The organism is Mesorhizobium sp. M0870 (genome assembly GCF_040319775.1).
Lineage (GTDB): Bacteria > Pseudomonadota > Alphaproteobacteria > Rhizobiales > Rhizobiaceae > Mesorhizobium.
Map to the genome: position 1 here is coordinate 99,485 of NZ_JAMYOI010000015.1, position 22,564 is coordinate 122,048.

Here is a 22,564-nt window from a genome sequence, read left to right on the forward strand (position 1 = left end):
TCCCTGCTCACTTCGCATCGTGAAAAATAATCCCGACCGTGTGGCGCATGCCTGAGCGCAGCCGGCTGACGCCATGGCGCAGGTTGACCCGGTAGTTGCCTTTGGTGCCCTGCACCGGCCGGTTGTGGACGGCGAAGACAACGGCGTCGCCCTGGCGCAGCGGCACCACTTCGACCCGGCTCTGCATGCGCGGGCGCTGCTCGGTCAGCGCGAACTCGCCGCCGGTGAAATCCCGGCCCGGTTCGGAGAGCAGGATCGCCACCTGCAGCGGGAAGGCGAGGTCGCCATAAAGGTCTTGGTGCAGGCAGTTGAAGTCGCCGGGCACATATTGCAACAGCAGCGGCGTCGGCCGCGTCTGGCCCGCGGCATGGCACTGTTCGAGAAACGCCGCATGCGTCGCGGGATAGCGCATGGATTGCCTCATGCGCTCGTTCCATCGGTTGGCGACCTCGGCCAGCCTGGGATAGAGCGCGCTGCGCAGGCCGCCCAAGAGGTCGGGCAAGGGGTAGCGGAAGTAGCGGTACTCGCCCTTGCCGAAGCCATGCCTGGCCATATGGATATGGCTGCGGAAATGCTGCTCCTCGGGATAGAGGCCGGCGATCCGGCGGCACTCCTCAGGCGACAGCAATTTCTCGATCACCGCACAGCCGAAGCCGTCGAGTTCGGCGGCAAGCGCCGGCCAGTCGTAACCGGCGACGCGTGTCTCGGCGGCTTCGACCACGGATGTGGCAACCTTGGCGTGGGCGTTCATATCGCGGCCTCCTTGTCGAGCAGAGTGCGCTTGCGTTCGACGCCCCAGCGATAGCCGGACAGCATGCCGTCGGCGCGGACAACGCGGTGGCAGGGAATGCCGAGCGCGATGGTGTTAGCCGCACAGGCCGTTGCCACGGCACGGGCACCGCTCGGCTGGCCGAGGCGGCGTGCCAGCGCTGTGTAGGTGATGGTGGCGCCGCACGGGATAACGCGCAACGCGGCCCAGACCCGTTGCTGGAATGGCGTGCCGTGGCGCATGTCGAGCGGCATGTCGAGACCGGCGGCCGGCGTTTCGACGAAGCGCGCGATTGCCGCGAGATCATCGCACAAGGTGGGCTCGTCTTCGACCAGCATATTGCCGGGGAAGCGATGGCCAAGGTCCTGCTCCAGCGCCTCGGCGTCCGAGCCGATCAGGATGGCGCAGATGCCGATATCGGTGCGTGCGGCGAGGATGTTGCCGATCGCGGATTGCCCGATGGCGTATGTTATGGTGTCGAGGGCGTTGTGGACGGTCGCCGGTACGGCCATTTGAGTTTGCATGAGGTTCATTGCCTTTACTCCTTTGTCTGAGTCTGAACCCTACAGAGACGGCTTCTCGCACTCACTCCGGTGCTTGCTTTCAAATTCGAATCGCCAGGGTAAGTGCTCTACGGCGCCCCCTCTGTCCTGCCGGACATCTCCCCCACAAGGAGGGAGATTGGCAGTTCCGGCGCCGGCTCTCGTCCTGAAACGTTGGAGGTTGGCGAAGGCCGCGATGACAGCCGATCTCCCCACAAGTGGGGGAGATGTCCGGCAGGACAGAGGGGGGCGCGCCGTAGAGCGCTGATGGTGCTCATTCGACACGTGTGACGAATATCTCGCCAAGCACGAACACCTCTCCGGTCAACAGCCGCAGCTCGATCTCGCCGGTCGCGGTGTGGCTCCACTCGGCTTTGCCGCCATCGACAAGTTCGCCGATGGCGGCCATCACCCGTGATTTCGCGTCTTGGATGCGGCGGCTGGCGGCAGCTTGGGTCTGGCTGTTCGCATCGGGAGAGCTTGCCATCGCGCGCATCGCGAGTCCTCGTCAGGCCCGCGAAGACCGGTATGTGGGTGTCCTCACCACGCGCGATCCGACGGCCGCCTCACGGTCGAGCAGTGCGCGTTTGCGCTCAGCGCCCCAGGCGTAGCCGGACAGGGCGCCATCCCTGCGGATCACGCGGTGGCAGGGAATGGCGACGGCAAGATTGTTGGCGGCGCAGGCGGCGGCGATGGCACGGGTCGCCTTCTGTGTGCCGATGCGCTGCGCGATCTCGGCATAGGAAACCGTGCGGCCGGCGGGGATGTCGCGCAAGGCCTGCCAGACGCGCTGCTGGAAGGCGGTGCCGCGCACGTCGAGCGGCAAATCGAGGCCCAGCGCCGGAGCCTCGACGAAACCGACGACGCGGGCGACCAGCGCCTCGTAGTCGCGGTCGCCGCCGATCAGCCGCGCCCTGGGGAAACGGTCCTGCAGGTCGCGCACAAGCGTGTCGGGATCGTCGCCGAGCAGGATTGAGGCGACGCCCTTTTGACTGGACGCGACCAGGATGGCGCCGAGCGAGGTCTCGCCGACGGCGAAGCGGATCTCTTCATCGGCGCCGCCGGCGCGATAGCGCGTCGGCGTCATGCCGAGCATCCCGGTGGATTTCTCGTAAAAACGTCCGCTCGAATTGAAACCGGCATCGTAGATCGCCGTCGTCACGCTTGCGCCGTCTTCCAGGCCTTGGCGGACCCGGGCGGCGCGGTGCGCGGCGGCATAGTCCTTCGGCGTCAGCCCGGTGACAGCCTTGAAGATACGATGGAAGTAACCAGCGCTGCGGCCGGCGGCATCAGCCAGTTCAGCCAGCGACGGTTCTTCTTCGCCCTGCTCGATCCTGCGGCAGGCAGCGGCGACCATCGCGGCGTTGCCCGCCTCGAGCGACGGGCCGTCCGGGTTGCAGCGCCGGCACGGGCGAAAACCAGTCGCTCGTGCCTGGTCCAGGGTGTCGTGCAACTGCACATTTTTCGGGTTGGCGCGCCGCGATGGGCAGGAAGGGCGGCAATAGACGCCCGTCGTCGCCACCGAATACCAGAATTCGCCGTCGGCCGATTTGTCGCGCGCAACAATGCGCGCCCAGCGCGGATCGTCGGCGAATTGCAGCGGCGTGGATTTCAGATTTTTCGCCAGGGTAATGAACATGGCCGCATTGAAGCCGCAGGAAGCTGGCCCCGCCACCCGTTTCCTGCAAAGAACACCCGGCTCTCCTAGGCCGCGCGCTTAGGCTCCACGGCGAACGGGCTGAGCCCGAGCCAGGTCTGCATCTTCCTGCCGATGGCCTGGTCGCCGGTCAGGGCAACCTTCGCACCGGCCTTCTCGACGGTCAGCAATCCCATCCAGATCGCCGTCATCGTGTGCAGGTCGGTCGAGACGTAGAGGTCGACGTCGAAACCCGGATCGTACCAGCACAGATCGACCTCGCCGTGCTTCTCGACGATCAGCCACCATGACCGTTTGGACGCCGGCAGGTCCTGATACAGAAATTGTATCACCGTGCGCCCCTCGGGCAGCGGCGAGGGGTTCAAATTGCGCCGCATGTCCCACATCAGCAACGACGGATCGAGGTTCTTGAGCGACAGCCGGGACTCGACCCATTTCTGCCCCCAGAAGCCCATCGCCTCGACGACCGGGCGCAAATCGCGGCCGGCCTCCGTCAGCCGATAATCGAAGATCCCCTTCTCGCCCCGGACCTCCCCGCGCTCGACGATCCCGGCGATCTCAAGCTCCTTCAGCCGTTGCGACAGAAGGGTTGGCGACATTTTGGGGACACCGCGGCGCAGGTCGTTGAAGCGGGTCGAACCCGCCACCAATTCACGCATCAGCACCATCGTCCAGCGGGTGCACAGCACCTCCGCGGCCATCGATAGCGGGCAGAACTGTTTGTATCCGTGCTGGTTCATGATTGCGCCTCTCCCTCCAACCTGGCCGAACATTAGGCCCTCATGAATGAAGCGGCCAGTACGGAAACTGTACTGCCCCAGTACAGATCGCGGACTGGTTGGCGAGCGCCTTGCCATGCGAGCCCTTTGGCCGGTTGCACGGGATACCCTGTGCGCCGCAACCAGGAGACTACCATGACCGCTTACGTTATCGCAGACATCAAGATAAACGACCCGCAGTGGGTGCCGGCCTACGCCGCATCGGTGCACGACCTCGTCCACAAGCATGGCGGCAGATATCTGTCGCGCAGCGGTAATGTGAAGACGCTTGAAGGCAAGCCGCTCGACACCACGCTGATCGCCCTGATGGCGTTCCCGTCGGAAGCGGCGGCCCGCGCCTTCGCCAACGATCCGGCCTATGCGCCCTTCGTTTCGGCCCGTCGGGGCGGTAGCGACAGCCGTTTCCAGATGATCGACAACACCGATCTGGCTGGAACGATCCCGTATCTGCCGAAGGGATGATCCTTCCCGGTAGTCGTCACATCGATTTCGGGATCTCCAAGCAACAACAGTCACAGCGCTTGCCCGCCGGGCCTCCGTATTTTCGGCGGCCGGCCAGCTGGGCTTTTTCAAGAAGAATGGAATGAAGATGATATCGAACTTTCACAATAAGCTTATCATGGCCGGGGCCATGCTGGCTGTCTGCACCACCTTCGCACAGGCGCATCAGGAAGCCGCCGCGCCGGTGGCCGGCCTCAATCCGCTGGCCGACAAGGTGCGGGCCGCCAACAGCCGGTTTCTCGACGTCAAGGCCGCTACATCAGAGGGCTATGCGCCCATTCCCTGCGCCAGCGGCATCACCGGCGGCGCCATGGGCATTCACTATGTCAACGGCCACTATCTGAAGGACGAGAAGATCGACATCGCCCGTCCCGAAGCTGTGATGTACGAGCCGATGGCCGATGGCACGCTGCAATTGGTGGCAGTTGAATACATCACCTCGAAGGGGCCGGCGGCGCTGGATGGACAGCTGTTCAACTTCAACAGCGCGCCTAACCGCTATGGCCTGGGTGAATTCTACGAACTGCATGTCTGGGCCTGGAAAGGCAATCCGACTGGCACGTTCGCCGACATGAACCCGAAAGTGTCATGCGAGCACGCAATGGCGCCGAGCCAGTAAGCAAGGAGGCCAGGCGGCATTGACGCCGCCTGGCCCGAACGATCGTTTTGCCTGATCGCCTCAGGCGGCCTTGATCAGACCGAGCTGGGTGAGGGCGGCGACGCCGTCATCGAGGCCGATCTCCTCGACGATCCTGCCGTCGACCACCTTCAGCACCGTGGTGCCGGTGAAGCGCATGGTGCGGCCGGTGGCGGCCGGCAACGAGCCGCCGAGGAAATCGCTGAAAGCCGGGCCGGTATGCGTGCCGCCGCCCTCCCACTGGCCGACGACATAGTCGCCCTCGGCGATCAGGTCGGCCGTGGCCCAGAAGTTGAGGTCCGGGAAGGCGGCGCGGAAGTCGGTCATGAAGGCCTTGATGTCGTCGCGGCCGCGGCGCGGCTCGTGCAGCGAGTATTTCAGCAGCATGTCGGGTGCCGCGATGTCGTCGACGACGGACAGGTCGCAGCTTTCACCCCAGAAGTCGGTGAACCATCTGACGACGACGGCCTTGTTGTCTTCTTGCTTGGTCATTGGAATATCCTCTTGTCTCTGCATGGGCTCATCGGCGCCGCCGATGATCCGGGATCATCGGATTGGCCGATGACCTGGAGCCATGACTAGGAACATCCGGCCGATGCGAAACTCCGGTTCTTGCCGGACAATCGAAGAGCGGAGGCGGCGGGCAGGAGCCAACAAAGCAGCCCGCCATTGCCGCGGTAACTGTTTCTTCTCTGGTTTCGCCGCAGATTGCCCCGCGGTGGAGCAGGCGAAGCAGACGATGGCGCGTCAGGGCAAGAAAAGTCGCAATGGAACGTTCTGGGCCAAGGCCCTGGAGCGCGCCCATCTTGGCGTCTGGGACTGGGATCTTGTGACCGGCGACTGCTTCTATTCCGCGACCTGGGCGCGGATGCTGGGCTACGATGAGAGCGAACTTGCCGACACCAGCGACCTGTGGCTGCAACTGACCCATCCTGACGACCGCGAGCGGGCGCTGGCCAGCGGCGACCGCCACATTGCCGGCCTGACCGACACCATCGAGACCGAATTGCGGCTGAAGCACAAGCAGGGACACTGGGTGTGGGTGCTCGATCGCGGCGGCGTCGTCGAGCGCGACGCGATGGGAAAGCCGCTCAGGCTGATGGGTGTGCAGACCGACATCTCCAAGCAGAAAGCCGCAGAAGCCGAACTCGAGCAGGTCAATGTGCGCTTCCGCCTGGCGCTCGCCGCCAGCGGTACCGGCATCTGGCACCACGACCTCGCCACCGGCAAAAGCTATTGGGACGAACGCACCAGGGAGATTTTCGGACTTGTCTCCGACACCGCCGAAGTCGAGCGCGACCACTGGTTCGGCTATCTGCATCCGGACGACAAGGAGGCCGCGTCGCGCGCACATCTGGTGCCGCTCGAAACGGACAAGGTCACCGCGGTGCAATACCGCATCGTCCGACGCGACGGAGAGGTCCGGCACATAGAATCCCTGCTGCGTTTCATCGCCGACCCGCAAATCCCGGACCGCCGGCTGGCGGGGCAGATCCTGGGCACGGTGCGCGACATCACCGAAGACAAGCAGCGTGAGCAGGAACTTGCCTATGCGGCCCGCCACGATGCGCTCACCGGTCTCTGGAACCGTGCCGCGTTCGACCGGCTGCTGGCCGATCATATCGCGGCCGCGCAGCGGCTGCCGCTCTCCGTGTTCTATGTCGATCTCGACTACTTCAAGGCGCTCAATGATTTTGCCGGCCATGCGGCCGGCGACCTGGCACTGAAAAGCGTTGCCCAAGGCATTCTGGGCTGCCTTCCCTCGACGGCGCATGCCGCGCGCCTGGGCGGTGACGAGTTCGCGCTGCTGATGCCCAATTGCGATACGGCGCAGGCCGGGCGGCTGGCCGACGCGGTACTTGCAGCCGTTCGCGATGCCGAACTAGGATCGACGGCCAAGTCGCGCAAGCTGGCGGCCTCGATCGGCATCGCTTTCGTCGATGACGCCAACACGACGGTGGCCGACGCGCTGGCCTGCGCCGACGACGCCTGCTACGCGGCCAAGGCCGCCGGGCGAAACCGATTTGCCGTCTTCTCCACCGATACGGCATCGGGTTCGGGTGGCCTAAACGCGGCGCGCGTCGTCGCCGATACGGTCGATGCCATGGAAGACGGGAGGCTGAAGCTGTTTGGCCAGGAAATCCATCGGCTGGGCCGTCCCTGGCTGGAAAGCCGCCATGTCGAAGTGTTGGCCAGGCTCGCCGCCCGCAACGGCCGGCTGGTGCCACCCGGCGAGTTCATTCCGGTGGCCGAGCGGTTCGGCATCGCGTCGCGGCTCGACCGCTGGATCATCCGCACCGCGCTGTCGCGGCATGGTGCCGCCTTGCGTTCGGGGGCGTTGACGCTTGGCTTCAATCTGTCGGCGCAGACGCTGAGCGACCCGCAGCTTTGGGACTTCGTGGACAACGTCATAGAAGAAACCGGGGCGCCGCATTCGGGCATCGGCTTCGAGATCACCGAAACCGCCGCCGTCACCAATTTCGACGCCGCCGAACAGTTTGTGCGCAAGGCGCGCGAGCGGCGCTGCCGGGTCAGCCTCGATGATTTCGGCGCTGGTATGAGCTCGTTCGAATATCTCCGGCGGTTCCCCGTCGACGCGATCAAGATCGACGGTTCCTTCATCGAGCACATCACGCAAAGCCGTTTCGACCGCGAGATCGTGCTGGCCATCACCAGCATCGCCCGCAGCCTCGGCTGTGACGTGGTCGGCGAGAAGATCGAACGGCAGGACACGCTGGCCATGTTGAGCGACATGGGCGTCGCCTTCGGCCAGGGATTTTTGCTGCACCGGCCGGAGCCGCTGGAGCGGATTGTCGTGCGTGCGACCAAGGGAGCGGCGGCCCGCAAGGCATCGTGATCCGGGTGCGGCGAGTTTCAGGCCAGGCCGGACTGACCTGAAACTCGCCACAGTCTATCCGGTTCGCCGCGCCGTTGATTGCGGAAACTCCAGCACTCCAGCCTCGGGTCGCCTGTGCTGCGCCTCCGTCACCGCTTCGATCAACAGATCGAGCGCTTCACAGGCCGTGCGACTCGTCTCGTCGTTGCCTTGCAGATAATGATAGGCGCGTTCGAGGTGGATGCGGGCGGCTGAAAAATCGCTGGTCAATGGTCCCTCCATGATCCCGCCCTAGAAGACCTTGCCGGAGACGAGGGAACGCCGGGTAAATATCCACAAGCGGCTTTTATTCAAATGCCGCAGAAACAGGGCGCGGCAGATGCGCTGTCAGGAGTGACGCCACCCAACTCTTTGCGGTGCCTTGCCGCGCGACTAGACTGTCGGCTCCCTTGTCCGAGGTGAGACCGATGATCGTCCAGGCCTGCATCAACGGCGCGCGTCCGCGCGATTTCCATCCCGCGCTACCGCTGACTGCCGAGGCGATGGCCGGCGATGCCGCCGCCTGCGTCGCCGCGGGTGCCTCCGAACTGCACATCCACCCGCGCGGCCTTGACGGGCGCGAAAGCCTCGCGGCCGTCGATGCCACCGTGCTGGCGGTGCGTCAGGCCTGTCCGGGCACGCTTATAGGCGTGTCGACGGGCGCCTGGATCGAGAACGATGTCGAGCGGACCCGTGCGGCGATCTCCGGCTGGCGGGAACTGCCCGACTATGCATCGGTCAATCTGTCGGAGGTGGATGCGCCTCGCGTGATGGAGCTGTTGCGCCAGCGTGGCGTCGGCATCGAGGCCGGGCTTGCCACCGTCGCCGACGCTGAGCGCTTCGTGGCGCTTCCCGACCACGACCGGGTGCTGCGCATCTTGATCGAGATCGACATCCCGGATCTGTCCGTGGCACTCGACGAGGCACACGGCATCGCCACGGTGCTCGATCGCGCAGGGGTGCGGCGGTCGATCCTGCTGCATGGCGTCGACACAACTGTCTGGCCCCTCGTCGAGCTTGCGTATCGCAAGCGCTGGTCGACACGGGTCGGCCTGGAAGACGGCAAGACGCTCGCCGATGGAACTGTGGCGAAGGATAACGCGGCGATCATCGCTGCCGCCGTGGCGATCTTTCGCGGCTAGTTTTCCAGAATGATCTGGATCGCCTTATCCACCACCGGATGCAAGCCGCTGGCCTGGAAGGACAGGCGGTTGCCGGAGCCGACATTGCTGGTCATGGCGATGGTCAGCTCTGAGATCGGGTCATGCAGCATGACGGCGACGTAGCCGGGGATACTGCCCTGGTGGCCGTAAAAGGCGCGGTTGGCGTAGTCGCTCTGGAACATGCCGGCGCCGGTCTCGCGCATGCGGGTGCCCGGAAAACTCGCTGGCACGCGGTGTTCGAACATCTCGGCGAAGAACGGCGGCGACAGCACTCTGCCGGAAAAGAGACCGCGCATGAAGCTCACCATGTCGGACGGCGTCGACACCATGTCGCCGCAGCCATAAGCGGCGCCGAACGGGAAGGAATCGGAAGAATCCTGCAATTCGTCGGAGTAGCGCAGCACGCCGTCCACGCGCCACATCTCGCCGCCGGAGGCGATGTCGGTGGGCGCATTCGCCGGCGGCGGGGGGCGGTGGTAGTAGCCACGCACCATCGACTTTTCCGGAAAGGCTTCGGTGGCCGGCGACCAGGTATTCTCCAAGCCGAGCGGCTGCAGCACCGCGCTTCTGACATAGCCGCCCAGCGACTGGCCTGTCACCGCCTCGATCACCATGCCGGCCAGCACATAGCCGGTGTTGTTGTAGACGGCGGGTCCGCCCGGCGCCTTCTGCTTGTCGGAAGCGAAGGCGATGTCGACCAGTTGCCGCGGCGTCCATTGCCGGCTCGGATCCATCGGAATGTAATATTCGAACTCCGGCAGGCCGCTGCGGTGGTTGATCAACTGGCGCACCGAAATGTCTTTTGCTTCCGGCAGGTAAGGAAACCAGCCGGAGATCGGCGCTCCGAGATCGAGCTTGCCGTCCTGGGCGAGCTTGGCCAGGGCCGCGGCAACGAAGGTCTTGGTGCAGCTGCCGATCTTGAACAGGCGTTCAGGCGAGACGGCAATGCCATGCTCCCGGTCGGCGAGGCCGGCGGTCAGGGTGGTTGGTGCGGCGCCAGTGGAGTATGCGAGTGATGCGCCTACCGCGCCATCGGTGAGATAGGTCTTGAGGAGGGCGTTCAGGTCTTCACGCATGGATTCTGCTTTCGCCGCTAAATTGCTGGTTTCATAGATGATGTCGGTGCGTCCTCGGGCCGAGCCCGAGGGCAGGGTCGCCAAGCTTCACTCCGCTATATCGACATCGGCAAAGTTCTGCCGGCCGAAGGGGTCGAGCACGTAGTTGAGCACGCTCTTGCGGATCGGGATCGCCACCACCGAATGGGCGATCGGCGCCACCGGCACCTCAACCTTCAGGATCGCTTGCGCCCTGGCATAGATCTCGGCGCGCTGTTTCGGATCGGCGGCGACGCGGCCGTCCTGCAGCAGCTTCTCGAAGGCCGGATCGCACCAGCGCGAGCGGTTGGAGCCGCCCTTCACGCCGTCGCAGGACAGCAGGTAGCTCAGCATGTTGTCGGGGTCGCCATTGTCGCTGCTGCCGCCGAGCAGGTAGGCGTCCTGTTCGCCCGCCGCGGTGCGCTTGAGATATTCGCCCCATTCAAAGCTGACGATCTCGGCCTTGACGCCGACTTTCGCCCAGTCGGCCTGGATCATCTCGGCCATGCGCTTGGCGTTGGGATTGTACGGCCGCGATACCGGCATCGCCCACAGGCTGATTTTCAGGTCGCTCTCGTGGCCGGCTTCCTTCAGCAGCGCCTTCGCGCCATCCGGGTCATAGTCGATGCCGGCATCGGTGACGGCGCCGATCTGCGCCGGCGGCACGACGCTGCCGGCGACCGTGCCGGCGCCGGCATAGACGGCGTCGACGATCGCCTTGCGGTCGACGGCCTTGGCCAGCGCCATGCGCACGCGGACATCGCCGAGCGGCTGATGTTCGACATTGAAGCCGAGAATGCCAATGTTCTGGCCCTTGAGGTCGAGCACGGTGATGTCGGGATCGGTGCGCAAATCGGCGACGGCGCTTGGCGGGGGCGGGGCGGCGACCTGGCACTCATTGGCCTTGAGACGCTCGACGCGCGTGGTCGGTTCGGGCGTAACGGCGAAGACCAGAGTGTCGATCTTCGGCGCGCCGCGCCAATAATCCTTGTTGGCGGCGTAGCGGATCTGGCTGTCGGGGACATAGGCCTGCAGCACGAACGGGCCGGTGCCCACGGGCTCGCTATCGATCAGTTCCGGCGTGCCGGCGGCGACCATCTTTTCGGTCTGCTCCAGGGACAGGATGGAGAGATAGTCGAGCGCAATGCCGGGCAGGAAGGTGACATTGGCAGCCGTCAGCGTGAAGCGCACGGTGTGGTCGTCGACCTTGTCGATCTTGTCGATCAGCGTGCCCATGCCCAGTGCGTTGAAATACTCGTAAGCGCCGCCGCCGAGCTTGTGGTAGGGATTGCTGGCGTCGCGCTGGCGGTTGAAGGTGTACAGCACGTCGTCGGCATTGAACTCGCGCGACGGTGTAAAGTGGTCGTTCGACTGGAATTTCACGCCGTGGCGTAGGTGGAAGGTGTAGATCTTGCCTTCGGCTGAGACCTCCCAGCTTTCGGCCAGCGCCGGCCCGACTTCGGTCGTGCCAGGCTTGAACTCGACCAGCCGGTTGAAGATCGTCTTGGCGGCGGCATCCATGGTGGAGTCCGCCGTGCCGATCGCCGGGTTGAAGGTCTCGGGATTGGCTTCCGAGCAATAGACCAAGGTTTTGGCGTAGGCCTGTCCGCCAAGAAGGACGGACGAGGCCAGCAAGGACGAGGTAAGGACTGCGCGCAGAACGGATTTCATCGCAAACGCTCCTGATGACACTTTACGGGTTGGGGGAAGGGCAGGCCGGTGAAGTTCATGGCGTCGCCGCCGGGGTGATGAAACGGTTGGGCGCAAGCGCGGCGGACGTGATACCGCGTGCCGTGAGATCGTCCGGCAGCGGCTGGCCGCGCAGCAGCACTGAGCCCAGCCGCGCCAGCGTCAGCGACACCTGGAAACCGTAGCCGCCCTGGCCGCCAAGCCAGAAGAAGCCGGGCAGGCGAGGGTCGAAACCGATGACCGGCGTGCGGTCAGGCGAAAAGGTGCGCAGGCCCGCCCAGGGCGTCGACGGACGGCCGATGCGCAGCGACGTCGCCTGTTCGATGCGGTCGACGGCGATGGCGACGTCGATGTCTTCCGGATAGGTGTCGCAGGGTTCGGAATCGGTCTCGTCGGCCAGCGAGCCGATCAGCCTGCCGGCATCGGGCTTGAAGTAGAATTGTTCATGCAAATCGACCACCAGCGGCCAGGCGCTGATGTCCATGCCGGCGGGCGGATCGAACAGGAAGGCGGTGCGGCGCTTCGGCCGGAAGCCGAGACCGGAGAGACCGGCCAGCCCGGCGACGACATCGACCCAGGCGCCAGCGGCGTCGACGACGATGTCGGCCTGGTAGGCGCCGGCACTGGTGGTGACGCTGAAGCCGTTTGCGACGCGGGAAATCTCCAGCACTTCCTCGCCGGTGCGGATCACGCCGCCGCCGGCCTTGAGCGCGGAGGCTGAAGCCGCAAGCATCTTTCCCGTGTCGACATCGAGCGCGCCGGGTTCATGCACGCCGCCGCAAGTGGTTGCCGTGGCGATGACCGGCACCAGAGCGGTGACTTCTGCTGCTGACAGGCGCCGTACGCTCGGCACCAGTGCCTGCATCTCGGCCGCCATGCGGTCGACGGCTGCACTGTCTTCGACACCGCCGACGTGCAGCGCGCCGCGCCGGTGGGCGGCGAAGCCGCCATCGATGATCGCCTGTCGGCTGGCTAGCGACAGCGCCCGCACCAGTGCATTGCCATAGGTTTCTGAAAACAGCGCGGCCGAGCGGCCGCTGGCGTGATAGCCGAGATGCGGCTCGCGCTCGAGCACTGTGACCTCGGCCCAGGGCTGCACGGCAGCCGCCAGCGAAAGGCCGGCAATGCCGCCGCCGATGACGACGATTTTTTGGATAGACTTGGATTGCATGCCCTAGGGGTAGAAATAATTTCGTATCCAGTCAATATTTAGCGTATAAGAAAATTGTTGGTGTTGTTGATGGCGGCAGAGAGTTGGACTACCTAGGGTGGACTGGCGGCTCGATGGGCCGCGCAACGGAGCTGACGATGTCGGAGCAACCGAACCTCGGTGATTGTCTGCGCGGCTTGAGGAAAACGCATGGCTGGACCTTGCAGGAGGTCAGCACGCTGACCGGCGTCGCGGTGTCGACGCTGTCCAAAGTCGAGAACGACCAGATGTCGCTGAGCTACGACAAGCTGCTGCAGATCTGCGAGGGGCTGAACATCCATGTCACCGAGCTGCTCAGCGGCGACCGCAAGCAGCCGGCCGCGCGCACCCGTCGTTCGGTGACTTCGCAGTCCAACACGCTGCGCCAGCTGACCCGCAACTACGACTACCGCTATCTGGCCACCGATCTGGTGCGCAAGCGCATGGTGCCGATCCACGCCTATGCACGCGCCCGCACGCCGCAGGAATTCGGCCCGCTGACCAGGCATGCCGGCGAGGAATTTTTGATCGTGCTCAAGGGCGAGATCGAACTGCACACCGACCAGTACGCGCCGGTGCGGCTGAAACAGGGCGACAGCGTCTACATCGATTCCACCATGGGTCATGCCTACCTCTCGGTCGGCGAGGGCGACGCCGAGATGCTGTGCGTCTGCTCCGGCGACGAGCCTGATATGGAAGGCACGCTGCTGAGCGTGCTGGAGACGGTGGAGGGGTAGGGACTAACATTCTCGATGGCTGCGCCGCCCCTCATCTGGCTGCCGCCATCTTCTCCCCGCAAGGGCAGGGCTATCGCATATGGAATTCCTGAGATGTCTGCCCGGCACGGACCCCCACCCCTAACCCCTCCCCACAAGGGGGAGGGAGACTTCCGTTGGCGCTGACCCAAGAGAATCGCCTGTCTTTTCGGCGCCAACAAGAATTAAAGGCACGCGGCAGCATTCCCTCCCCCTTGTGGGGAGGGTTAGGGTGGGGGTTCTTCCTCGCAAGAATCCATATGCGATAGCCCTGCTGTAAACGGGGAGAAGGACGATCCTATTGACGGGCGGCGCTGGCTTCGACAATTGAGCCCCCACTACATCGCAACCACACGCCCCATTCCCCGCCGAACCGCCTCGCGATAGGCGAGATCGGCCGCCACCATGTCCTCCATAGCAACGCCCATGGCCTTGTAGACGGTGACCTGATCGGCGCTAACCCGTCCCGGCCGCCGCCCGAGCAGCATGTCGCCGAGCTCGGTTCCGGTTTGCGGATCGAGGTCAGCGAGTTCGCAGGAGCCGACCGGCGTCGGGGCAAAGGCCTCCCTGGTCTCGACGAACAGGCTGGCCCTGCCGATAAGCTCGACCGGCAGTTCGCCGCCGGGCGGGGCGACGCCGACCGATGAGATGTGAGTGCCGGGCCGCACCCAGTCGGCCGAGATCACCGGCGCATAGGAATGCGTTGCCAGGCAGACGACGTCGGACGAACGCACCGCGGCCTCGATATCGGCGACGGCGACGACGCCGGGATGCTGCGCGGCAAGCGCCTGCGCATCGGCGAATTCCTTCGAGACGACGCGGATCTCGGTGAAGTCGCGCACCAGCGGCAGAAGATTGAGATGCTGGCCGGCCTGCACACCGGCGCCGACCACCGTCGCGACCTTGGCGTCGCGGCGGGCGAGTTCACGCACCGAGAGCACGGCGGAGCCGGAGGTGCGCACGGCGGTGATGTAGGTGCCGTCCATGACGCAGACCGGCATGCCGGTCTGCGGATCGAACAGATGGATGGTGGCGAGGTGGCTGGGGATGCCTCTGGCGACGTTGCCCTCGAAGACGTTGACGATCTTCACCGTCAGATGCATGCCTGCCATCCATGCCGACATCGCCAGCGAATAGCCGACCTGCGGAATGTCGAGCTGCGGCCGTGCCGGATTGACCACCTTGCCGCCGGACAAGGCCTTGAAGCCGCCGGCGAGCACGTCGAGAAGCTGGCGCAGGTCGATGCAGGTTTTCACCTCGGCCTCGCTCAGGATGAGTACGGGCGTGTCACCCTTGGCCTGGGCGCTGCGGGAGGTCGATATCGCTGATGTCATGGAATCCGCTTTCGTTATGGGTTGCACGACAACGGTATTGCGATCTATCAGCGTGATGAAATATGCTGTTTTCGTTATTTTGGCGTGACTATCACGCGTGCCCGGCTCACAAAGCGTGAATCCTGAAATGGACGATCTCGACCGTATCGACCGCTCGCTGCTGCGTTTGTTGCAGGAGGACGGCCGCCGCACGACGCTCGATCTGGCGCGGCGGGTCGGCCTGTCGCCGACCGGGGCGACGCAGCGCGTCAAGCGGCTGTTCGCCGAAGGCTTCATCCGCGCCGTGCGCGCGGTGCTCGATCCTGCTCGGATCGGGCAGGCGCAGCTCGTCTTCATCGAGGTGCGGCTCGACCACACGGCGCCGCATGTCTTCGACCGCTTCGCCGAGGCGGTTCTGCGGGCGCCCGAGATCATCGAATGCCACATGGTGGTCGGCGGCTTCGACTATCTGGTCAAGGCGCGCATCGCCGACATGGCGATGTTCCAGGATTTTTTGCAGCGGGTCATCCTGCCGCTGCCCGGGGTGCGGGAAACGCACACCTACGCCTCGATCGCCAATGTGAAGCCCGACGCCCTGCTGCCGATCTAGACCGGCGGCCGTTCCCCCGCATCCAGCAGCCATTGCCGCACCGCTTGCGTCGGCTCCGGGTGCCGCTGCTTTCTCGGCATCACGACATAAAAATCCTGCGTGCCGCGCATTTCGCCGCTGACGGGCTGAACCAGGCGGCCCGTGGCGAGATCAGCGGCGACGAGGAAGCGGCTGGCCAGCGCAATGCCCTGGCCGGCGACGGCGGCGTCGATGGCGAGGCCCGTCTGGTTGAAGCGCATCCGTTTCAATTCGGTCGTCATCTTACCGCTTTCTCCATGAATTCCGGCCACAGATTGTGGGCATCGTGCAGCAGCACATGGTGCTGGATTTCGGAGGCTGCGATTTCAGCAGCATCTTCCGGCAGCAAGGCCGGGCTGCAGACGGCGATGATCTGCTGGGGAAACAGCAGGTCGACGACCAGACCGGCGCCGAAGGGTGGGCGGCCCTGGCGCACCGCGATGTCGACGCCATCGGCCTGGAAGCTCGACAGGCTCTCGCTGGCCAGAACGCGCAGGTCGACAAGCGGGTTGTGCGCGACGAAGTCGTGCAGCCTCGGGATCAGCCATTTGGTGGCGAAGCTTGGCGTCACGCTGACCGTCAGCCGCGCCGGTTCGGGACGCAACAGCAGCGTCGCCTCGGAGATCAGGTCGAAGGCGCGGCGGATGTTGGGCACATAGGCGCGGCCCTCATCGGTCAGCGCCAGGCCGCGCGGCAGCCGCTCGAACAGCTTTGTGCCGAGATCGGCTTCCAACCCGCGAATGTGCTGGGCGACCGCCCCTTGAGTGACGTTCAGCTCCTCGGCCGCGATGCGGAAGTTGAGATGACGCGCCGAGGCTTCGAAGGCGCGCAGCGCATTCAATGGCGGCAGGCTGAGGAAGGCTTCGGGCATGCAGGAGTTTTTCTACAGGTTGATTTCAAGCATTCTGGTTCGAACCGGTGTGGAAAACCAGCTATATCGACGTTCAACTCCCGAAAACACCGTTTGCGGTGCCCGCCAACCCTGAGAGGAAAATCCGATGAGTGTAGAAAAAGTAGCTGTGGTGGTGGCCGGCGGCAGCGGCATGGGTGCGGCGGCGGCCAAGCGGCTGGCGGCGGACGGCTTCAAGGTCGCCATCCTTTCGTCTTCCGGAAAAGGCGAGGCGCTGGCTGGGGAATTGGGCGGGCTCGGCGTCACCGGCTCCAACCAATCCAATGAAGATTTACAGCGCCTCGTCGACCTGACGCTGGAGCGCTTTGGCCGCATCGACGTGCTGGTCAACAGCGGCGGCCACGGGCCGCGCGCGCCGATCCTCGAAATCACCGACGAGCAATGGCACACCGGCATGGATGTCTATCTGCTGAACGTCATCCGTCCGGTGCGCATCGTGGCGCCGCAGATGGTCAAGCAGAAGGGCGGCGCCATCATCAACATCTCGACCGCCTGGGTGGTCGAGCCGAGCCCGATGTTCCCGACGTCCGCCGTGTTCCGCGCCGGGCTTGCCGCCTACACCAAGATCTTCGCCAACACCTATGCCGCTGACAATGTACGCATGAACAATGTGCTGCCCGGCTGGATCGACAGCCTGCCGGCCACCGAGGAGCGCCGCGACAGCGTGCCGATGCAGCGCTACGGCACCTCGGAAGAGATCGCCGCGACCATCGCCTTCCTGGCTTCGGAAGGCGCCGGCTATATCACCGGCCAGAACATCCGGGTCGACGGCGGCATTATCCGCGCTATTTGAGGGCGTCGATCGGGAGGGGGACTCCGGCATCTCACCCCAAGGAGCAAAGAATGCGGCTTTTGATACTCGGCACCGGCTGGATGGCGCAGGAACATGCGCGGCGCTTCATCGCCATCGACGGCGTCGACATTGTCGGCGCGGTCGATGTCGATCCGGCCCGGGTCGGCGAGTTCGCCGACAGCTTTGACATTCCCAACCGCTTTACCGCGCTGGATGAGGCGCTGGCATGGGGCGAGTTCGACGCGGTGGCCAATGTCACGCCCGACCGCATCCATCACCCGACCACCATGACGCTGATCGCCGCCGGCAAGCCGGTGTTGTGCGAGAAGCCGCTGGCCGAAAACTTCGGCAAGGCGACCGAGATGGCCGACGCCGCCGAGGCCGCCGGCATCGTCAACATGGTGAACCTGACCTATCGCAACGTCGCCGCGCTGCAGAAGGCTCGCCAGATGGTGCAGGCGGGCGAGATCGGCATGGTCAGGCATGTCGAGGCGTCCTACCTGCAAAGTTGGCTGGTGTCGAAATTCTGGGGCGACTGGCGCACCGATCCGAAATGGCTGTGGCGCCTGTCGCGCGGCCACGGCTCGAATGGCGTGCTTGGCGATGTCGGCATCCACATCCTCGATTTCGCCAGCTATGGCGCCGCGGTCGACATCGACCATGTCTTCTGCCGGCTGCGCGCCTTCGACAAGGCGCCCGGCAACCGCATCGGCGACTACGGGCTCGACGCCAATGACAGCTTCGCCATGACGCTGGACTTTTCCAACGGCGCCTTCGGCGTGGTGCATGCCAGCCGCTGGGCAACAGGCCATCTCAACGAGCTGCGTCTGCGCATCTATGGCGAGAAGGGGGGCATCGAAGTGGTGCACAATCTCGATGGTTCGACGCTCAAGGCCTGCATCGGCGAAAACGTCGAGAACGCTATATGGGAAGAGCTCGACGCCGGCACGGTGCCGACCAACTACCAGCGTTTCACTGACGCAGTGCGATCCGGCGTGCAAGCCGAACCGTCCTTCCGCCATGCCGCCGAATTGCAGCAGGTGCTGGATCTGGCAGTGGTATCGGACGAGAAGCGCGCGGAGCTGCGGGCGAGTGCGGAAACGCGGTGAGCTGGGGCGAAGCGGCGGAGAGCGCGGGCGCCAGCGGTCGAGATAGCACTGCCGCCAACTTCGGATTGGAGGCTGCGCCAGTCAGGGGCCGGTCACGAGCGAAAAAACCAGTTTCTGCAAATTGCCGCCATCGCCGAATTCGACGCGGTCGAAATCTCGGCTTGCCTGCACACGCGCCTTCGAAATCGCGTCGAGCCGCTTGACCACCTCGGCCCTTGTCTTGCTGCATTTGGGATCGTCGGCGACGGTCAGGCCGTCCGTAGCGGCTTGGATATCGTGGACCATCTGGACCATGCTGGCGCCATGCACCTTCTCATGGGCGGCGACGCCGGCGATGAAGGTTTCCCAGTTCTTCTGGACGGCGGGCGGCAGGGAGCCGGAGGGTTTTGGCAAGGTGTAGGTGACGATCAGCTTCGGCCGCCCGGCCGTCAGCACGCAGTCCTTGCCCCTGGGCCGGTAGTCCCTTAACCCCCAGGTCAGCTTGAAATTGGTGTAGGCGATGGCACGGGCAATGCCGAGCTTTGGCCCTTTCTCGCCGATCGAGCGGTAGAGTTCGGCGCCGGACCGGCCCGAGATCGCGTAGGGCTCGATCTTCTCGACCGGCTTCCACTCGGCATGAGCGGTGAGCGGCGAGGCCAGCAGGGCGGCAAAGGACAGACACAGGCGAACGCAGGCTTTCAATCCAACTCTCCGCGAAACAGGACTGGTTGCCGCAACGGGCATGCCATCGGATCGCTTTTCCTATATGCTGCCGACGGGCGCTGCAAATGCCCTGGAGGCAGTCAATTGGGGGGAGTCATGAGAGCTGGACATCTCGTCGTCGTCGGTGCGGTTGCGGTCCTGCAGGCCGCGCAGCCGGCGTTTGCCGCGTCGTGCGGTGGCTGGAGCGCCAAGATGGAGGAAGACGAGGGCGGCAGCGTGCTGACCGCCTCGGTCTGCGGCGGGCCGAAAGGCGATGCGCATCTGATGCTGACCTGTTTCGACACGCCGGTGCTGAGCTACGATCTCGGTGCCACCGGCCAGCAACTGGAGCCTGGCATCAGCGGTTCGTTCGCGTTCAAGGCCGACGGCAAGACGGTAACGAAGACGCTGCAGCTGGAGGCCATGTACAACTACTTCGTGGTCAATCTGGCGAAAGCCGATCCGCTGCTCGACCTGCTGCGAGGGAAGGGCGATGTGTCGGTCAGTTCAGCCAAATATGGCGAGATCAGCTTTCCGCTGAAGGGCTCCAGTGCGGCCATCGGCAAGGTGCTGGCGCAGTGCGGCAAGGCCGGGCCAGCGGAGGGGGATTGAGGGGCTCTACAGTTCGATGCCGGCGCACCAATGAGGCGGTTCTCGTTGGCTCACCGGGCTTGCTGCCGAACCACCCCACCCAGTCGCACCGTCGCGGCCATCAACTCCTCGTCCGAAAACCCCGAAAAACCCAGCACCAGACCTTGCCGGGGCGCCCCGCCGATGAACATTGAGGACAAGGCCCTGGCGCCGACACCCGCCGCCTTCGCCGCCTCGACGATCGCGGTGTCCGGCCCGGCGTCCTTCAGCGTCGCCATCAAATGCAGCCCCTGTTCGGGCACGGTTACTTCGAGGGCATCGCCGCAATGCGCCTCGAGGCCGGCGACCAGGACGTCGCGCGCGGCCTGGACGCGGCGGCGCACGCGCCGGAGATGCGCGGCGAAATGGCCTTCGTTCAACAGGTCGGTCAGCGCGCCTTCGGCCAGCGTCGAGGGGAAGCGGTCGGAGCGCGCCCTGACCGCCATCACGGCATCGAGCAGCGCTTCGGGCACCACGACATAGCCGATGCGCAGGCCGGGGAAGAGGATTTTCGAGAAGGTGCCGAGATAGGCGACACGGTCTGAACCGTCCATGCCCTGCAGCGAGGTCAGCGGTGGGCCGGCATAGCGGAACTCGCTGTCGTAGTCGTCCTCGATGATCCAGGCATCGTTGCGCCGCGCCCAGTCGAGCAAAGCGAGACGGCGGCGCATCGTCATCGTCACGCCGAGCGGATATTGATGCGAGGGCGTGACATAGGCCGCGCGCGCCTTGGAGCACAGGCTTTCGCCGATCTCGGGATCGAGCCCTTCCGCGTCGACCGGTACCCCAAAAACCCTGGCGCCGCTGCCGGCCAGCACGGCCTGCGCCATCGGGTAACAGGGGTTTTCGATCCAGACGGCATCGCCGGGGCTGAGCGCGGCGCGCACCAGAAGATCCAGCCCCTGCTGCGTGCCCGAAGTCAGCACGATCTGGCCGGCGTCGCAGCGCACGCCGCGTGCGGTCCTGAGATAGGTGGCAATTGCCGTGCGCAGCGGCAGGCCGCCACGGGGATCGCCATAGCGGAAATGCTCCGGCCCGGGGCGAGCGAGGTGGCGCGACAGAAGGATGCGAAACAAATCAAGCGTGCGCGGATCGGACACCGCCACGCCAAGGCCGCAGGGCAGCGAGGTGGCTGCGTCGATCTCCGGCGGACGCGCCTTGACCAGTGTTGTCGGCAGATGCGGCACGTCAGGCGCGACGAAGGTTCCGGCACCGATCCTGGCGACGGCGAAGCCTTCCGAGACCAGGATTTCAAAACAGGCAACCGCCGCCGAACGCGACAGGCCGAAGCGCTGTGCGAGATCCCGGGTGGTCGGCAATTTGGCCCCGGCGGCCAGCGCGCCGGTCTCGATCAGCCGCCTGAGCGCCGCATAAAGCTCGCGGCTGCGCGGGCCGTCGCCCGGCAGGACCGGGATCAGCGCCGACCAATCCGGCAAATTGGTCTGTTTTTTCTTCATCGGATTGGTTCTTTTATCAACCAATGTCATGGCGCATGGTTGGCAGACAACAACCAAGGATGCAAGCCGTGAACGACACGCCAGCCAGCTTTCCGACCACCAGCCGCAACCGCGTCAAGCGCCTGCACGAGCGCGGCAGCTACGACCATGCGGCAGTCTTCGCGGTGCTGGATGCCGGGCTTCTGTGCCATGTCGCCTATACGTTCGACGGCCAGCCCTATTGCACGCCGACCATCCACTGGCGCGAGGACGACATGCTCTACTGGCACGGCTCGTCGGCCAGCCGCATGCTGCGCTATCTGCGCGGCGGCACGCCGGCGTGTCTGACGGTGTCGCATCTCGACGGGCTGGTGCTGGCGCGCTCGGGCTTCAACCATTCCGCCAATTACCGCTCGGCGATGTGTTTCGGCACGGCGCGGATCATCGACGAACCTGATGAGAAACTGAAGGCGCTGGCCGGAGTCGTCGACCGCTTCTATCCCGGCCGGAGCGAGACCTTGCGGCCGATCTCGGTGCAGGAGGCCAAGGCGACGATGGTGATCGGAATGCGCATCGAGGAGGCGTCGGCCAAAGTGCGCGCCAAGGGCGTCGGCGACGACGAGGAGGATTACGGGCATCCGGTGTGGGCCGGCGTCATCCCGGTGCGGATGGTGGTCGGCGCCACCGAGCCGTGTCCGAGGCTGCTGCCCGGTGTGGAGCGGCCGCAGAATCTGGCTAGATATGCCGAGGGTGCGAGACTTGATGACGCGCTGACGCAGGCGCAGCTGGCGTATGAGGGCGAAGTTTAGCCAGCGCCTAGTGGGAGCGTATTCAAATCTTGCCGCTGCCGCCGCCTCGCGATATCTCGACACCATGATCACCTTCCGCCGTGCGCAGGCCTCCGACCTGCCTGATATCGTCGCGATGCTGGCCGACGATCCGCTTGGCGCCGGCCGCGAGGACGCTTCCTTGCCGCTGGCGCAAGGCTATGTCGATGCTTTCAACGCCATCGACGCCGATCCCAGTCAACTGCTGGCGGTGGCTGTCGAGGGCGGCGAGGTGATTGGCACCTTGCAGATTTCTTTCCTTGCCGGGCTCTCGCGCAAGGGCGCGTGGCGCGGGCAGATCGAGGCGGTTCGGGTTGCCGGCCACCGGCGCTCGGGGGGCGTCGGCAGGCTGATGATCGAATGGGCGATCGATGCGTGCCGGGTGCGCGGCTGCGGCCTCGTCCAGTTGACCACCGACAGGTCGCGCGCTGACGCGCACCGCTTCTATGAGAGCCTCGGCTTCACCGGCAGCCATCTCGGCTATAAGAGAACCTTGTAGTTTCCCGCCCCGTCCCGCCCGGACAGCGGCTGGCGCATAGCGGACGGCTTTCAGCCCTATTCAAAGCGCCGGCAAAGACTGATATAGG

General features: G+C 65.0%; 24 protein-coding genes and 1 pseudogene. 11 read left to right on the forward strand and 14 right to left on the reverse strand.

Annotated features, from left to right (window positions below):
* Positions 1–7: 7 nt before the first annotated feature.
* From NKH97_RS19335 to NKH97_RS19355, 5 genes are all read right to left on the reverse strand, one after another.
* Positions 8–751 (reverse strand): 2OG-Fe(II) oxygenase, encoded by a 744-nt coding sequence (locus NKH97_RS19335; protein WP_352798493.1) that lies wholly within the window; start codon positions 749–751, stop codon positions 8–10.
* Positions 748–1,302: a methylated-DNA--[protein]-cysteine S-methyltransferase gene (locus NKH97_RS19340; protein ID WP_352798495.1), complete on the reverse strand. Its 555-nt coding sequence runs from the start codon at positions 1,300–1,302 to the stop codon at positions 748–750. Before NKH97_RS19340 ends, NKH97_RS19335 begins: the two co-directional genes overlap by 4 nt.
* Before the next feature lie 283 nt (positions 1,303–1,585).
* Entirely contained in the window at positions 1,586–1,807 is a 222-nt protein-coding gene (locus NKH97_RS19345; RefSeq protein ID WP_352798497.1) for a hypothetical protein, read from the reverse strand.
* Between the two features lie 12 nt (positions 1,808–1,819).
* Complete coding sequence (gene ada / locus NKH97_RS19350; protein WP_352798499.1) at positions 1,820–2,950, reverse strand: bifunctional DNA-binding transcriptional regulator/O6-methylguanine-DNA methyltransferase Ada; 1,131 nt, start codon at positions 2,948–2,950, stop codon at positions 1,820–1,822.
* A 65-nt stretch (positions 2,951–3,015) separates the two neighbouring features.
* The gene (locus NKH97_RS19355; protein WP_127297522.1) at positions 3,016–3,708 is read right to left on the reverse strand and encodes a winged helix-turn-helix transcriptional regulator; all 693 of its coding nucleotides are present in this window, start codon (positions 3,706–3,708) and stop codon (positions 3,016–3,018) included.
* A 174-nt stretch (positions 3,709–3,882) separates the two neighbouring features.
* On the opposite strand from NKH97_RS19355, the gene NKH97_RS19360 reads away from it, so the two are divergent.
* Together NKH97_RS19360 and NKH97_RS19365 are read left to right on the forward strand one after the other, a co-directional pair.
* Entirely contained in the window at positions 3,883–4,209 is a 327-nt protein-coding gene (locus NKH97_RS19360) for a DUF1330 domain-containing protein (protein WP_352611171.1), read from the forward strand.
* 121 nt (positions 4,210–4,330) lie between these two features.
* Positions 4,331–4,867, forward strand: coding sequence for a hypothetical protein (locus NKH97_RS19365; RefSeq protein WP_352798502.1), 537 nt, complete (start codon positions 4,331–4,333; stop codon positions 4,865–4,867).
* Positions 4,868–4,927: 60 nt separating this feature from the next.
* Here NKH97_RS19365 and NKH97_RS19370 read toward each other — a convergent pair whose 3' ends face one another.
* A complete protein-coding gene (locus NKH97_RS19370) occupies positions 4,928–5,377 on the reverse strand; it encodes an ester cyclase (RefSeq protein ID WP_352798504.1) in 450 nt (149 codons plus the stop codon).
* A 247-nt stretch (positions 5,378–5,624) separates the two neighbouring features.
* On the opposite strand from NKH97_RS19370, the gene NKH97_RS19375 reads away from it, so the two are divergent.
* The gene (locus NKH97_RS19375) at positions 5,625–7,742 is read left to right on the forward strand and encodes an EAL domain-containing protein (RefSeq protein WP_023813861.1); all 2,118 of its coding nucleotides are present in this window, start codon (positions 5,625–5,627) and stop codon (positions 7,740–7,742) included.
* A gap of 54 nt (positions 7,743–7,796) precedes the next feature.
* Here the strand turns inward: NKH97_RS19375 and NKH97_RS19380 are convergent, their stop codons facing one another.
* Complete coding sequence (locus NKH97_RS19380; RefSeq protein WP_023813860.1) at positions 7,797–7,991, reverse strand: hypothetical protein; 195 nt, start codon at positions 7,989–7,991, stop codon at positions 7,797–7,799.
* Positions 7,992–8,188: 197 nt separating this feature from the next.
* Between NKH97_RS19380 and NKH97_RS19385 the strand changes: the two genes are divergently transcribed.
* Complete coding sequence (locus NKH97_RS19385; protein WP_352441261.1) at positions 8,189–8,902, forward strand: 3-keto-5-aminohexanoate cleavage protein; 714 nt, start codon at positions 8,189–8,191, stop codon at positions 8,900–8,902.
* On the opposite strand, the gene NKH97_RS19390 is transcribed toward NKH97_RS19385, so the two are convergent.
* Genes NKH97_RS19390 through NKH97_RS19400 form a run of 3 tightly spaced genes read right to left on the reverse strand, consistent with a single transcriptional unit; the run spans position 8,899 to position 12,877 of the window.
* Complete coding sequence (locus NKH97_RS19390; protein ID WP_352441260.1) at positions 8,899–10,083, reverse strand: serine hydrolase domain-containing protein; 1,185 nt, start codon at positions 10,081–10,083, stop codon at positions 8,899–8,901. The genes NKH97_RS19385 and NKH97_RS19390 overlap by 4 nt on opposite strands.
* Before the next feature lie 3 nt (positions 10,084–10,086).
* Entirely contained in the window at positions 10,087–11,688 is a 1,602-nt protein-coding gene (locus tag NKH97_RS19395; protein ID WP_352774082.1) for an ABC transporter substrate-binding protein, read from the reverse strand.
* A 55-nt stretch (positions 11,689–11,743) separates the two neighbouring features.
* The gene (locus tag NKH97_RS19400) at positions 11,744–12,877 is read right to left on the reverse strand and encodes an NAD(P)/FAD-dependent oxidoreductase (protein WP_128306019.1); all 1,134 of its coding nucleotides are present in this window, start codon (positions 12,875–12,877) and stop codon (positions 11,744–11,746) included.
* Between the two features lie 137 nt (positions 12,878–13,014).
* Here NKH97_RS19400 and NKH97_RS19405 point away from each other — a divergent pair, with 137 nt between their 5' ends.
* Positions 13,015–13,632 carry a helix-turn-helix domain-containing protein gene (locus NKH97_RS19405; RefSeq protein ID WP_128306018.1) on the forward strand — a complete coding sequence of 206 codons (618 nt, stop codon included), beginning with the start codon at positions 13,015–13,017 and terminating at the stop codon, positions 13,630–13,632.
* A 356-nt stretch (positions 13,633–13,988) separates the two neighbouring features.
* On the opposite strand, the gene NKH97_RS19410 is transcribed toward NKH97_RS19405, so the two are convergent.
* A complete protein-coding gene (locus tag NKH97_RS19410) occupies positions 13,989–14,984 on the reverse strand; it encodes an ornithine cyclodeaminase family protein (RefSeq protein ID WP_023813854.1) in 996 nt (331 codons plus the stop codon).
* Positions 14,985–15,111: 127 nt separating this feature from the next.
* On the opposite strand from NKH97_RS19410, the gene NKH97_RS19415 reads away from it, so the two are divergent.
* Entirely contained in the window at positions 15,112–15,573 is a 462-nt protein-coding gene (locus NKH97_RS19415) for an Lrp/AsnC ligand binding domain-containing protein (protein WP_023813853.1), read from the forward strand.
* Here NKH97_RS19415 and NKH97_RS19420 read toward each other — a convergent pair.
* Positions 15,570–16,462 (reverse strand): annotated as a pseudogene (locus tag NKH97_RS19420) (LysR substrate-binding domain-containing protein). The gene NKH97_RS19415 and the pseudogene NKH97_RS19420 sit on opposite strands and share 4 nt — an antisense overlap.
* Positions 16,463–16,589: 127 nt before the next feature.
* Here NKH97_RS19420 and NKH97_RS19425 point away from each other — a divergent pair.
* Both NKH97_RS19425 and NKH97_RS19430 read left to right on the forward strand, forming a co-directional pair.
* Positions 16,590–17,294: an SDR family oxidoreductase gene (locus NKH97_RS19425; protein WP_023813851.1), complete on the forward strand. Its 705-nt coding sequence runs from the start codon at positions 16,590–16,592 to the stop codon at positions 17,292–17,294.
* 50 nt (positions 17,295–17,344) lie between these two features.
* Positions 17,345–18,403, forward strand: a complete 1,059-nt coding sequence (locus NKH97_RS19430; protein ID WP_023813850.1) for a Gfo/Idh/MocA family protein — start codon at positions 17,345–17,347, stop codon at positions 18,401–18,403.
* Between the two features lie 81 nt (positions 18,404–18,484).
* On the opposite strand, the gene NKH97_RS19435 is transcribed toward NKH97_RS19430, so the two are convergent.
* A complete protein-coding gene (locus NKH97_RS19435; RefSeq protein ID WP_502895812.1) occupies positions 18,485–19,126 on the reverse strand; it encodes a DUF922 domain-containing Zn-dependent protease in 642 nt (213 codons plus the stop codon).
* Between the two features lie 75 nt (positions 19,127–19,201).
* Between NKH97_RS19435 and NKH97_RS19440 the strand changes: the two genes are divergently transcribed.
* Entirely contained in the window at positions 19,202–19,696 is a 495-nt protein-coding gene (locus NKH97_RS19440) for a hypothetical protein (RefSeq protein ID WP_031213769.1), read from the forward strand.
* 50 nt (positions 19,697–19,746) lie between these two features.
* Here NKH97_RS19440 and pdxR read toward each other — a convergent pair whose 3' ends face one another.
* The gene (gene pdxR, locus NKH97_RS19445) at positions 19,747–21,171 is read right to left on the reverse strand and encodes a MocR-like pyridoxine biosynthesis transcription factor PdxR (RefSeq protein ID WP_023813847.1); all 1,425 of its coding nucleotides are present in this window, start codon (positions 21,169–21,171) and stop codon (positions 19,747–19,749) included.
* Positions 21,172–21,206: 35 nt separating this feature from the next.
* Here pdxR and NKH97_RS19450 point away from each other — a divergent pair, with 35 nt between their 5' ends.
* Together NKH97_RS19450 and NKH97_RS19455 are read left to right on the forward strand one after the other, a co-directional pair.
* The gene (locus NKH97_RS19450; RefSeq protein WP_031213766.1) at positions 21,207–21,959 is read left to right on the forward strand and encodes a pyridoxamine 5'-phosphate oxidase family protein; all 753 of its coding nucleotides are present in this window, start codon (positions 21,207–21,209) and stop codon (positions 21,957–21,959) included.
* 64 nt (positions 21,960–22,023) lie between these two features.
* The gene (locus NKH97_RS19455; protein ID WP_023813845.1) at positions 22,024–22,476 is read left to right on the forward strand and encodes a GNAT family N-acetyltransferase; all 453 of its coding nucleotides are present in this window, start codon (positions 22,024–22,026) and stop codon (positions 22,474–22,476) included.
* The last annotated feature ends 88 nt before the right edge of the window (positions 22,477–22,564 follow it).